This window comes from Micromonospora sp. NPDC057141 (assembly GCF_042670805.1).
Taxonomy (GTDB): Bacteria; Actinomycetota; Actinomycetes; order Mycobacteriales; family Micromonosporaceae; genus Micromonospora.
Map to the genome: position 1 here is coordinate 1 of NZ_JBHUVA010000123.1, position 12157 is coordinate 12157.

The 12157-nt window shown below is 68.2% G+C and carries 9 protein-coding genes; 2 read left to right on the forward strand and 7 right to left on the reverse strand.

Translation table 11 applies throughout. The features are described from left to right. Positions 1-361: 361 nt before the first annotated feature. The 3 genes from ACFT41_RS30945 to ACFT41_RS30955 all read right to left on the reverse strand — a co-directional run bounded on the left by ACFT41_RS30945 (position 362) and on the right by ACFT41_RS30955 (position 5768). Positions 362-2836 carry an RICIN domain-containing protein gene (locus ACFT41_RS30945; RefSeq protein ID WP_377589686.1) on the reverse strand — a complete coding sequence of 825 codons (2475 nt, stop codon included), beginning with the start codon at positions 2834-2836 and terminating at the stop codon, positions 362-364. A 921-nt stretch (positions 2837-3757) separates the two neighbouring features. Continuing rightward, a complete protein-coding gene (locus tag ACFT41_RS30950; RefSeq protein ID WP_377589687.1) occupies positions 3758-4855 on the reverse strand; it encodes a hypothetical protein in 1098 nt (365 codons plus the stop codon). Positions 4856-5183: 328 nt separating this feature from the next. Then, a complete protein-coding gene (locus ACFT41_RS30955) occupies positions 5184-5768 on the reverse strand; it encodes a MerR family transcriptional regulator (RefSeq protein WP_377589688.1) in 585 nt (194 codons plus the stop codon). Positions 5769-7029: 1261 nt separating this feature from the next. Between ACFT41_RS30955 and ACFT41_RS30960 the strand changes: the two genes are divergently transcribed. Next, positions 7030-7482, forward strand: coding sequence for a hypothetical protein (locus ACFT41_RS30960; RefSeq protein ID WP_377589689.1), 453 nt, complete (start codon positions 7030-7032; stop codon positions 7480-7482). A 191-nt stretch (positions 7483-7673) separates the two neighbouring features. Here the strand turns inward: ACFT41_RS30960 and ACFT41_RS30965 are convergent, their stop codons facing one another. From ACFT41_RS30965 to ACFT41_RS30980, 4 genes are read right to left on the reverse strand one after another with little or no spacing between them, the layout of a single operon-like run. Next, positions 7674-8885: an ABC transporter permease gene (locus ACFT41_RS30965; RefSeq protein ID WP_377589690.1), complete on the reverse strand. Its 1212-nt coding sequence runs from the start codon at positions 8883-8885 to the stop codon at positions 7674-7676. Further along, a complete protein-coding gene (locus tag ACFT41_RS30970) occupies positions 8882-9565 on the reverse strand; it encodes an ABC transporter ATP-binding protein (protein WP_377589694.1) in 684 nt (227 codons plus the stop codon). Before ACFT41_RS30970 ends, ACFT41_RS30965 begins: the two co-directional genes overlap by 4 nt. A gap of 5 nt (positions 9566-9570) precedes the next feature. After that, the gene (locus ACFT41_RS30975) at positions 9571-10659 is read right to left on the reverse strand and encodes a peptidoglycan-binding domain-containing protein (protein ID WP_377589691.1); all 1089 of its coding nucleotides are present in this window, start codon (positions 10657-10659) and stop codon (positions 9571-9573) included. Beyond that, positions 10656-11201 (reverse strand): hypothetical protein, encoded by a 546-nt coding sequence (locus ACFT41_RS30980; protein WP_377589692.1) that lies wholly within the window; start codon positions 11199-11201, stop codon positions 10656-10658. The genes ACFT41_RS30975 and ACFT41_RS30980 overlap by 4 nt, the downstream gene beginning before the upstream one ends. Before the next feature lie 176 nt (positions 11202-11377). Here ACFT41_RS30980 and ACFT41_RS30985 point away from each other — a divergent pair, with 176 nt between their 5' ends. Beyond that, the gene (locus tag ACFT41_RS30985) at positions 11378-12037 is read left to right on the forward strand and encodes a response regulator transcription factor (protein ID WP_377589693.1); all 660 of its coding nucleotides are present in this window, start codon (positions 11378-11380) and stop codon (positions 12035-12037) included. Positions 12038-12157: the final 120 nt, after the last annotated feature.

Consider the following 12157-nt stretch of genomic DNA (forward strand, 5'->3'; position numbering starts at 1 on the left):
CCAGACGGCGGCGGCCAGCGGCACGGCGACGACGGCGGCCCGCCGGCCGCCCGCCCCGCAGGCCCCGGCCCCCCCCGCCGCCGGGGGGGGGCGCGCCGCCCGGGCCGGCGCGCCACCCGTCGTCGCATTCAGGGCGCGGCCCCGCGCGGACCGAAAGCAGATCGTCCTCGTCTGAGGTGATGAACTCTCTCTCAGCGCATCCGGCTTGAGATCCACCGCAGGCGGCTTGTCGATCGTCACCCGGTCAAGCTGGTAGCCACCACGCGGCGGATCAGCAAACTCCTCCCCGGTCCGGGCGTCCTCGTTCAGCTGAAGTAGCCCGGCCCGGCGCCGTACCGGACGACGCCCCGGGTACGCCCGGTCAGCTGCGAAGGCTCCACTGCTGGTTCGCGCCGCCGTTGCACGACCAGAGGATGATCTTCGTGCCGTTGGCGGTGGCGGCGCCGTTGGCATCGACACAGAGTCCGGACTGGACGTTGGTGATGGTGCCGTTGGCGTTGACGTTCCACTGTTGGTTGGCGCCGCCGTGGCAGTCCCAGATGATGACCGTGGTGCCGTTGGTCGTGCCCGCGCCGTTCGCGTCCAGGCACTTGTTGCCGTACACGGTCAGTTGCTTGTTGGTGCCGTAGGTCCACTGCTGGTTCGTGCCGCCGGCGCAGTCCCACAGCTGCACCTGGGTGCCGTTGGTGGTGGAGGAGTTCGGCACCTCGACGCAGCGGCCCGACTGGCCGCCCACGAGCCGGCCGCCCTGCTGGCCGGTGCCAGTGCCCTGCTGCCGGACGATCGAGCTGGACTCGGCGGACCGGTTGCCCTGCGCGTCGAGGACGAAGAGCCGGTACTCGCCCTGGGACGTCGGCACGGCGATGGACGTGGCGGTGCCCCCGGCCCTGGTCATCGTCGGGCCGGCGGTGAAGGTGGTCGTGCCGGAGGGAGCCAGCCAGACCGTCCTGGTCGCGTCGCCGGTGCTCCGGATCGGAATCGACTCCGTACCGCTGGTGACGTAGGTGCTGGCCGGCAGGACGTGGTTCGGCAGGGAGAGGTTGCTCGCCGGGACGATGTCCCGGAAGGCGTCCTCCAGGCCGGAGTTGGCGGCGATGCCGTACGCCGGTGCCGGCCAGACATAGTCGGAGGAGACGAGGATGTCGTTGACCGTGCTGTTGGGCAGGTTCTTGTTCGAGACCTTGTTGATCGGGCCGTAGATCTGCGTGATGCTCAGGTCGTGCTTACGCCCGAAGTCGTCGGAGTTGATGAGCCAGGTGATGTTCTTGTCCACGCTCAGGACGTTGTCGCGGAAGGTGATGTACGCCGATCCCTCGTCCGGGTGGAGTCCGTACTTGTGCCCGGCCGGCACGCCCTGGAGATAGTTGTTGGTGATCGTGGTCCCCGGCTGGCTGCCCAGCGTGTAGATGGGCGCCGTGTCACTGAGGCGCTGCACCGTGTCGATGATGTGGTTGTGGCTGATGGTGTTGTTCCGGGCCGTCGTGGTCGGCCGGTTGGGCGCGATCGAGCCCGATGACCCGTCGAAGTTCCACCAGCCCCAACCGAGCGTGATGCCCGACCACGGCGACTTCTCGATCCGGTTGCGCTGCACCGTCAGGGTGTCGACGAAGTACGCCGAGACGGGGCTGTGCCCGTTGAACAGCACCGCGCTGTCGTAGAGGTAGTTGTTCCTGATGTCGATGCTCTTCGGCAGTCCCTCGACCTGCGGGGACCACTTCTCCCGGTTGGTCGAGGTGTGGTCGCCGATGTAGACGTGCTGGGGATGGCCGACGGTGATGGCGGAGCCGGCGATGTCGTTGGTGAGGTTGCCGATCAACTGCGTGTCCTGCACGTCGTTGACCATGTTGATGCCGTCTGCGCCGGTGTGCTGGACCCGGTTGCGTTGCAGGAGGATCCCGTCGGCGTTCTCGACCTGGATCATGCCAGGGGTGACGTCGACGTTGCGGTAGTAGTAGTCGTGGAAGTTCCGCTTCGCGTACGCCAACGCCCCAAGGTTGCCCTGCTGCGCCTGCTTGTACGAGGAGCCGGCGACGTTGAACAGGTTCCAGTCGGAGTGCTGGACGGTGAGACCGGAGAACATGATGTTACGCGCGTGGCTGCTCGTCGAGGTGCCGGCGACCCGCAGCAGGGTGGTCACGTTGTTCGGCGCGAAGACCGACGCGGTCGACATGTTCTCGGCGCTGCTCTTGTAGTAGTAGAGCGTCTTGCTGCCCTTGTCGAAATAGAACTCGCCCGGCGCGTCCAGGAACTCGTAGGCGTTCATCACCTTGTGGGAGCCGCCGGTCTGCGCATTGCCGTTGAACGCACCCTGCGCGATGGCGGCACCCGGTTGCTGGAACAGCGCCACCCGGTTCGTACCGTCGGAACTCGTGGTCACCTGGCGGACCCCCACGATGGCGGTGGTCCAGGTCGTCGCCGTTTCGATCTCGATATCGTCCTGATTGCGGGAAATCGCGGGGAAGTCGTTCAGGCTGTACTTGGCGCCGTCACACTGCGACCCCGACTCCCAGGCCCACGCGGCCTGCCCGGCCGTGATGTTGTACGTCCCGTAGCAGCCCGCCGAGCCGATCGTCTTCGATGCCATGTACGCGCGCTTGTCGTTGACGTAGAGCGCACGCAGCTTGTTGGCCCGGTCGAGCGGCGCCTTCCAGATGTTGCCGCTGTGCTGGGTCCACCCGGTCACCTGCACCCCGCCGTCGAGCACCGGCGTCTCGTTGGGATAGGCGGAGTAGCTGACCCGGTAGCCGTTGGTGCCGGAGTCACCCGCCCCGAACTCGATCGTGCTGTTCACCGGGTAACTTCCACCGCGGAGATACACCTGGATGTCGCCCGTCATGCTCGAATTCACCGTACGAACGGCGTCCCTCGCACGGTGCAGGGTCTTGAATGGCGACTGGAGCGTTCCCGGGTTGGCGTCGTTTCCGTCCGGAGCGACATAGTAGGTCTGCTGGACGGCGGCCGAAGCCGGCAGCTGATTCGCGACCACTGCCGGCAGCCCGGAGGCGACGACCAGCGCAACTGCCAGCAGTGACCTTCGAGCGGTGGAGACGGTTGAATTCACGTACCATTCCTTTCGATTCCCGCCCAAAAATATGTTCGCTGGACAGTCGTCCCGGGGGCGCGACAGTGAACCACCGTACGAACAATGGCCGACTCGCCGAGGGAAGGCACGGGGCGATCCTGGCGATTCCGACCATGGCGGATTCGTTGACAACGGTCAGCACGACAGAGGCAAGATCCACGCGAAACGTGGAGCGGCAAGCATCGACCGGCGGCACTTGTCGCGCCAGTGCCACCGGCAACTCCAGTTGCCCGCTCACACCCGCTTGCCCATGGTCACAGAATTCTGCCTTGAAGCGTAGGCGTCGGGCACACTCCCACGCAACCACCGGATTGGCCATCGACTATGCATAATCGCAGCCGGGTCAGCCACTCTCCTGGCCCGGCGCTGCCCGCCCGTCGCTGCGCGTACGGTGCGCACGCTGCGCGGCCTGCTCCGTCCTGCTCGGCGTACGCGCTCGCGGTGCTCATCTTGCGGCCCGTTGGGGTCGCTCAGGGGCCGCCCCCCTCTGCCCCCCTTGCCGATATCCACCGCCCCGGCCCTGCGGCTCCCACGAGGAGGCGATCGTCGACGAACAGACCGACGGCCGACACCGCAGCCCGGGCGAGCATGAGCGTCGCGTTCGCCATCAGCGGGACGATGCCAGCCACGCATGGCGCACTGAACGACCTGGTGCCGACGGTCAGGCTGACCGCGCTACCGCCGGATGGCGCGACGGAGCCTGCGGCGTACGCCGCCGTCAACCCGGGTCCTGACCCGCGCCAGGATCTCCTCGTACCGGCGGTCCGCGCGCCTGCTGAGCACTTCGGCCTGCTCCAGCATGGCGACGATCGTCTCGATCGCCGTGTTCAGGACCTGCCCGTCGTCGAGTTCGTCGGGACTGCGGCTCTGCTTCATGCTGGTCGGCCGGAGTTCCTCCAGGTCGCCCACGATCCGGCACGGATAGTCCCGCAGCTCCTTGATCTGCTGCTCCGCCAGGTCGGCCACCCATTCGGCCCGGTCCAGGCCGACACCGAACTTCAGCCCGTTCTCGCGCTGCCGCAGCACGGAGTCGACCAGGTGGCGCTGCACGACCTCCTGGTACGGCCTGCGGAGCGGGTAGCGGTCACCCAACGCCAGGTTGACCCGGCGCAGCACCTCGGCCTCGGCCGCACCCAACGAGGGGTTCGAGGTGGGGGCCTCCAGTTCGCACAGGTCGTCGGGGATGCCCATGATCCCCGCGAACCGGTGCCACAGGGTGTCGTGCGGGGCCCCGGGAGGCGGGACCGTCACCAGGTGGCGTCGCTCGGCGGGCACCAGATCGCCCCAGCGACGAAGCATCCGGTTCGCGGTGTAGTTTTCCCAGAACGTCTCGAACTCGCCGCGTTCCACCGCGCCGAGGAAGGCACCGAAGCGCCAGCCACTGCGGGCCCGGATGCTCTGCTGCCAGGTCGACGGGAGGGTACGCCACAGGTCACGTCCGGCCACCACGATGTGCACCTCGGCGGGTCGCAGGCTCTCCACGGCCCGGGCCGCCTGCGCGCTGCTCGCCCCACCCAGCCCCTCGTTGCTGACGATCACATCGCCGGACCACTCGCGGGCCTTCGCGGCCAGCCGGTCCCAGGTCCAGCGCAGGTCGGCGTCGCGCCAGGGCACCTGGCGCAGATCGGTCATGGCCTGGTCCTGCCCCCGGGCGCTCCCGGGCAGCAGGATGCCGGCCCGCTTCAGGTCACGCCTGTTCCGCCAGAGCACGTTCTGCACGAAGGTGCTGCCCGCCTTCGGGGCGCCGATGTGCAGGTAGACGCGTCTGGCCATGCTGCCTCCCGTGGGCGGATCAAGGGTGACCGGTGCCGGCCCGGTCCGTGGGTGCCCAGGGTGACATACGAAGGTGGCGGACAGGTGTCGTCGCGAGAGCCCGTGGTGCTGTCGCATGGCCGCGACCTGGCCGCCCTCATCGAAGGGGTGGCACGCATCGACCTGCCGACGAGCGCCGGGCCACCAACAGCAACACAAGGGGACCGGCCGGTGGTCACGTCCGGCCGCCAGCAGATCCACCGGCACCCGGCGTCCGCAGGCACCCGGCGTCCGCAGGGGCAAGGCTCCGACCAGCGGCGAACGCCTGGCCGGAGCCGAACGTCCCCGGTCAGGCGGCCGGCGTGGCCCTGGTTTGCAGCCCGACCCGCAATGCCTCGACGACAAGGTCAAGCAGTTCGTCCCGATGGGAGACACCGCCGGGCACCAGACGGAGCAATTCGGCACCCACCCGGCTGAGCAGTTCGTCGGCGAGCGGCGCGATTGCGGTCACCGAGCCAGCGAGAACGTGCAGCACCTCGGTCAGCGGAGCTTCTGGCCGGCTCGCGACTCTGGCGGCCAGCACCGCACGAGCACCCCGGACGCAGAACGCGCCGTCCGGACGCGGCAGGAGGACTCCGCTGTCGATCAGCGGGCGGGTCAGACTCGGGTCGGCACGTAGCACCTGGTCGATCGTCCGGTTCGGCAGGATGAACTTGCCGATCACCCCGTCCGGGTCGATCAAGGCACAGATCGCTTCCAGCGAAAGGCCCCGCCCCTGCAGAAGCGCGACAGTCCGCATTCGGTTGAGGTGGGGGCGGTCGTAGTAGGGTGTCCGACCGATCCGGTTCGGCGGCTGAAGCAGCCCGCGGGTGTGGTAGGAACGGATGGTCCGCGGGGTGAGCCAGACCTCGGCCGCCAGCTGATCGATGGTCATCAATAGTATCCCCTGCCTCCGATCGTCGCCACAGCGGCCCCGAGCCAATGGCGGCCGCCGGACCCTGCGGGCCACGGCTTGTCCACTTCCTGCCGGACCGCGGTATCAAGTTCAAGAGACCGACGGATCGCCGACCAACCGCGTAGATCCACCGATGCCGACGAAGAGGCCCAGGCTCCCACCAGGCCTGCCCCGAGTGACTTACGCCGGAGACCGTCAAGCGACATTCCACATCCTCCCGGACCGTGATTGTGGCAGCGTCGCTATAAGCAAAACATAAAGGGGTCGACAGGCGTTCGCCGCGCGTGCGCCGACCTGTGCATAGACGTGTGCCACCGACCGACCCGCACCCGCCACGCCCGCAAGAAACCTGGGCCGAGGGCAACCCACACCCACGTCACACTGACCGGGATGTTCGTGATGCATGCATGGTGGCGCTTCGCGGCCTACAGAGGTTCTGCGGGGCAATGCCACTTCTTTAGCGGCGTCCTTGGCGTCCCTGGCGAACCGAGAGCCTGCTGCGGCCGGAGCGCACCTATCGTGGCGGATCAGCGGCTCCTTTACGCCGCCCACCCCACCGCTGCCACCCGCCCGCCCCAGCTCGCCCCGACGGGCAGGCAGGGTAGTGAGCCGGTCCACCCGGATCGTCGAGCAAACCACCACCAACCGACGCCGACAGCGCCCGCGCGGGCGAGCCGTTTCGCCCGACCAGCAGATGCTCGACCCGCAACAGCGGCCGACCAGGGGGACGCGACCCAGCCCCACGCCGCGAACGCCGACATAGGAAGACCCTGCCGCAGCTGGGATTAACGTGCGCGGCGGTAAACGCGCTGCCGAATTCCCACGCCCCGACGGCCCAGCAGAAGGCGTCGACTCCGGCCGGGTGATTATTGTCACCTGCCATGTTGGGCAATTTGGACACCACTTAGTCGTCTGCGCCCAACCGGAGGATCTCACCATCCGAGCTGGCACCATCAACGCCATCACCGGCCAAGCATTCGCCCTTATTGATCCCACTTGGCGAGTCCGACACATCATCCGTTGCGCATCAGACAGCCGGTGGTCGATGGGTTGAAGGGAGGAAGCGAGCCAGCCATTCGGACCACCATCGGGGGATGATCGGATGAGCCAAGAACCGTGTAAACATTCGCCGAACCCCATGCCGCGGAAGGGATCTCTTCCATTTATTTGAGCGTCGCCGGTTACTGCCGATGCTTGTCGGTGTCCATCTCCCCCACGAGGACTCCATGGAGGTCCCGGGATGAACGTTCCGACCAGGCTCCGGCGCGACGGCCAGAGCATCCGCACTCTCCTGCTCCAGATGACGCTGGCAGTGGCGATGATCTTCGCTGCCACCGCAGTGGCCGCCCCCGCTCAGGCGGCCAAGGGTGCCAAGACCGCGCCGACGGCCGGCACCGAGGCCGCAGTCGGTGCGGCCGCCGCTCCGGCCGCCGCACCAGCCGGAGCCAAGATGCTCGGCAGCGACTCGGTGTTCGGGCCGGCCGCCTCCTACAGCTACAACGTGTACTACTACGCGCCCAACTACGTCGAGGCCTACTACACCGTGTACTCGGGATCGGTCAGCTTCGGCGTGTACTGCTCGGGCGCGGGCTGGATCAACGGTCCCTACGTGGGGGCCGGCTCCTGGTTCAGCTGGGTCGACTGCGGTTCGTACGGGCCGGCGACCGCATTCCGGTTCCAGACCATCGGCTGATCCCGCAACCGGGTGAGGTCCCAACTGGGACACCCACCATCGGGAGAAGCACGATCGACCAGCTGAACCCGTTCGGCCGACAGAAGGTGCGGCCTCCCGGTTCTCCCGGGGGGCCGCACCCGTATCTGCGTCAAGCCGGTCAGTGCCCGCCCACCCACCGGACGACGGTGCGGGCGACTACCGCCAGCCGGTCAGTTCGTGCTCAACGCCTCGGTCGGCGCAAGCCGGGCGGCGCGGACCGCAGGGTAGACACCCGCCAGCACACCGGTGCCGACCGCTACCGCGAGCCCACCGAGCAGGGCCGTCGGCGGCAGGACAGCCGGCCATCGCTCCACTACGGCGTAGCCGGCTGTGACCGCCGCGCCGAGCAGTATTCCCAGCGCACCGCCGATGCCGGTGAGCAGTACGGACTCGGCCAGGAACTGGCTGGCGACATGTCCGCGGCTGGCACCGAGCGCCCGGCGCAGCCCGATCTCCCGGCGCCGTTCGAGCACCGAGATGATCATCGTATTGGCCACTCCGATCCCGCCGACCAACAGCGCGACCGCGCCGAGCCCCAGGAACAACGAGGAGTACGCCTGCTCGACCAGACGTTGCGCGGCCAGTGCGTCGGACGGGCGGGAGACGAGCACTTCCTCGGGCCGCTGCGGGTTCGCCGCACGCCCGAGAACCGCCCGTACGTCGTCGACAGCCTCGTCGTCCACCCGGACGAAGATCGCCTGCGGGCGCCCGTCGAAGCCGAGGTAGCGCTGCGCCGCCGGCCAGCCGACAAGGACCGAGTTGTCGATCTCCGGGGTGAGTGGGAGTCGGTCGAGCACCCCGATGGTGATGTACCAGCGGTCGTTGATCCAGACCGGCGGAGCGGGTTCACCTGGCCTCGGCTCGACGCCCAGCAGTTCACTGGCCCGCGCGCCCAGCACCACGGCCGGGTACTGTTCGGTCACCCGGTCGAGGAACACCCCGACGCGCATCGTCGCCTTCAGCACGGCCGGCAGGTCGAGTCGGGCGGCGGCGACCGCGAGGCCGTTGGTCTCGCCCTTCGGCACCAGGTTGGTCCGTCGCACCTTGGCCGAGGTGTAGCCGATGGCGGAGGCCGACTGCACCGGCTCGATGCGTTGGATCATCGGCACCGACTCCACAGGAAGCTGTGCCTGCTTCCCGGTGACCAGGTTCTGGCCGGGCGTGACGGTGAGCAGGTTCGGCCCGAGCGCGGCCAGCCCCGCCCGCACTGCGGCCTGGTTGGACGCCGGAATTCCGATCACCGCGATCAGGGCGGCGATCCCGATGGTGATCCCGAGGGCCGCCAGCACCGTGCGCGCCGGGCGGGCCCGGATGCCAGCCGTGGCGAGCCCGAGCAGGTCGGACAACGACAGCCGGGCGGGCGACGGCAGTTGCACGGTCATCCGGCCACCGCACACTGTCGGGTGACGTCGGCGCGAATCTGCCCGTCGAGCATCTCCACCCGACGGGGGAAGCGACCGGCGATGCTGAGATCGTGCGTGATCACCACGATCGTGGTGCCCTCGGCATTGAGTTCCTGGAGCAGGCCGAGGACCTCGGCGCCCACCCGGGAATCGAGATTGCCGGTGGGTTCGTCGGCCAGCACGATACTGGGACGATTCACCACGGCCCGGGCGATCGCGACCCGCTGCCGTTCTCCGCCGGACAGTTCGGTCGGCAGGTGGCCGGCCCGGTGCGCGAGCCCGACCCGTTCGAGTGCCTCATCCGCGCGGGCTCGCCGTAACCGGGCGGGGACGCCCCGGTAGAGCTGCGCCGTGACCAGATTCTCCCGTGCGCTCAACCCGTCGGTCAGGTGGAACGACTGAAAGACGAACCCGATCCACGAGGCCCGCAATGCGGAGAGCCGGCGGTCGGTCAGCCGGTCGACCCGATGCCCGTTAACCCACACCGTCCCGGTCGTGGTCCGGTCGAGGGTACCCATCAGGTGCAACATGGTCGATTTGCCGGACCCGGATGGCCCGACGACGGCAATCATCTCGCCCGCGTGCACGCGGAGGTTCGCCGCACGTAGGGCGTGGACGCCGCCTGGATAGATCCTGGAGGCGTTCTCCAACTCCAGCACCGCGGTCATCCCGCGACCACCACTGCCATGCCCTCGGTGACCCCGTCCCCGGAGACCTCGACCATACCGTCGGCGAACAGGCCCAGTTCGACCGCGTAGTATCGCTGTTCACCCTCGGCCGCCTCGATTCCGTAACCCCCCTCGCGCAGCGCCACCAGGGCCTCGATCGGCAGGGCGAGCACGTCGTCACGGCTGGCCCCGTCGAACCGGACGGTGGCCGGGCCGGTGTCCACCTTGGCGGCCAGCGCGGCGTCAGTGAAGCCGATAGTCACCGTGAGCGTGGACCGATCGTCCTCGCCATCGCCGACGGCGACGACCGACCTGGTCTTCCCGGTCGTGGACCGTCCGTCGGCCAGTTCCAGGCGGACCTCGGCGCCGGGACGCGCGAAGCCGCGCTGCGCCTCCTCCAGTTCCGCCGTGACCAGTCGCCCGACACCGGTCACGTTGAGCACCTCGGTCTGGGCTGAGCCACCGAGCCGCCCGGTCACCTCGTCGACCCGTACCTCACCGGGGAGCACCACAACGTCGCCGTGGGCGAGCCGTCCGGTCTCTGGCAGGCCGAGTCCCTGCTGCCACTCCTTGAGCGCCTGCCGGGTGCCCGACCGGAACCTGCCGTCCACCGTGCCGACGTCATAGCCGAGCGCGTCCAGATTGCGTTCCAGGACCAGCACGTCGGGCCCGGAGGACACCCCGCCGCCGATGTCCCGGTACATCGGAGTGTCCCCGAACAGCAGCGGGACCGGGTCGGCGTCCACCGAGTACAGCCGCTCCCCCCGCCTGACCAGCGCGCCGGGGCTGGGCAACCAGGTTATGGTGCCCGCCCGGCGACCGGTCACCGGACTGCTCCGCCCGTACCCGACGGTGCCGTCGACCACGATCCGCTCGACCAGGTCGGTCCTCGTGACCGTCGCAGTACGCCGAGGCGTGGCCTCCCGCGCCGGCTCGGCGGAGACACCCTGGAGTCGGCTGTACGCCGTGACGCCACCGGTGCTGAGCACGGCCACGGCCACGACGCTCCCGAGCAGCCAGCGCTGTCGCCGCTCGCGTCGCATCCGCACCGGACCGCCGCTCTGGCTGGTGGTCGCCGCGCTCACGATCCGGCACCCGGCGTGGCTGGCTGGTAGCCCGCCTCCTGCCGGCACTCGCGCAGCTTGGCGAGGACGGTCGGGTTGCTGATGTCGATCCCCGGTGGGATGGCCAGCGATCCGGAGCCGCCACCGGAGTGCGGGTCGGGGTCGGGATAGTCGAATCCACCGGCGCGCATGCACTTGGCCAACGCCCGGGCCTGCTCCAGTTCCTCCTCGCCGAGCGGCTTCGGGTTACCGCCGTTGGGCAGGTGCTGGCGGCACTGCTCCAGCGCGGCAAGTTCCCGCTGCTGCTGGCCGGGTGCCTTGGTGGAGTCGACCTTGCCCGAGTCGTGCCCCGAACCGCCGCCCAACTCATTGCTGTCACTATTTGCGTCGAGATCGACTCCCTGCTCCTTCATACACCGCCGGAACTCGTCCTGATCCGCGTCCTGCGGCGCGCTGGAGACACCGGACACCGACGCGACCTCGTTGCTGCCGACCTTGGTGGCACAGCCGGTGGCCAGCAGTAGCGTGGCCAGCAGGATGGGCGTCAACCACTCACGACTCATGGCGTTCCTCTTTCCAGGGTCCTCTCCCGATCAGGATCATTCCCAGCTCAGGAAGATGTCATTGTTGCCAACAGGTGTACCAGTGAGCTGATATCGGTGGCGTAAGCGGTACTTCTTATCTCGAACTTACGATCGATTGGTGCACACTGGAGCCGGTGCGACGAGAAGGGATCTCCATGCGCGTACTGATCGTGGAAGACGAGGCGGTACTGGCTGAGGCGACGGCCGAGGGACTTCGCCAGCGGGCCATGGCGGTGGACTTGTGCGCGGATGGCGCCACCGCCCTGGAGCTGATCAGCGTCAACCGCTACGACGTCGTCGTCCTCGATCGCGACCTGCCTGTGGTACATGGCGACGATGTCTGCCGGGCGATCGTCTCGGCCGGTGGTGAGGCCAGAGTGATCATGCTGACCGCCTCGGTCGGCCTGGACGAACGGGTATACGGGCTCAACATCGGCGCGGACGACTACCTGACCAAGCCGTTCGCCCTCGCCGAACTCGTCGCCCGGGTGCAGGCACTCGGTCGGCGTGCCAGGCCGGCGCTACCGCCGGTGCTGTGCCGCGCCGGCATCGAACTCGACGTACCCCGGCACCAGGTGCTCCGGGACGGCCGGTTCATCGCGCTGTCCCGAAAGGAATTTGCCGTACTGGAAGTTCTGATGCGGGCCGAAGGCACCGCGGTCAGCGCCGAGGAACTGTTGGAGAAGGCATGGGACGAGCACATCGATCCGTTCACGAACGCGGTTCGAGTGACAATGATGACCTTGCGGAAAAAGCTGGGCAGCCCGGCGGTGATCGAAACGCTGTCCGGAGTGGGTTACCGATTGAGCGGGTAGTCCTGCGTCACCTGTCGGTCAAGGGACGGCGAATTCAGGCGGTCGAAGCATTTGCCTCTACGAGTTCGGCGAATATCTCGGAGGGCTTCTTCCAATCATGGATCTTACGGGGTCGGTCGT

Bases quoted from the DNA above. Each gene is read 5' to 3' on its own strand.
- ACFT41_RS30950 (WP_377589687.1), bottom strand. From the start codon at position 4,855: ATGGCCAGACGCGTCTACCTGCACATCGGCGCCCCGAAGGCGGGCAGC.
- ACFT41_RS30955 (WP_377589688.1), bottom strand. From the start codon at position 5,768: ATGACCATCGATCAGCTGGCGGCCGAGGTCTGGCTCACCCCGCGGACC.
- ACFT41_RS30960 (WP_377589689.1), top strand. From the start codon at position 7,030: ATGAACGTTCCGACCAGGCTCCGGCGCGACGGCCAGAGCATCCGCACT.
- ACFT41_RS30980 (WP_377589692.1), bottom strand. From the start codon at position 11,201: ATGAGTCGTGAGTGGTTGACGCCCATCCTGCTGGCCACGCTACTGCTG.
- ACFT41_RS30985 (WP_377589693.1), top strand. From the start codon at position 11,378: ATGCGCGTACTGATCGTGGAAGACGAGGCGGTACTGGCTGAGGCGACG.
- ACFT41_RS30965 (WP_377589690.1), bottom strand. From the start codon at position 8,885: ATGACCGTGCAACTGCCGTCGCCCGCCCGGCTGTCGTTGTCCGACCTG.
- ACFT41_RS30945 (WP_377589686.1), bottom strand. From the start codon at position 2,836: ATGACGGGCGACATCCAGGTGTATCTCCGCGGTGGAAGTTACCCGGTG.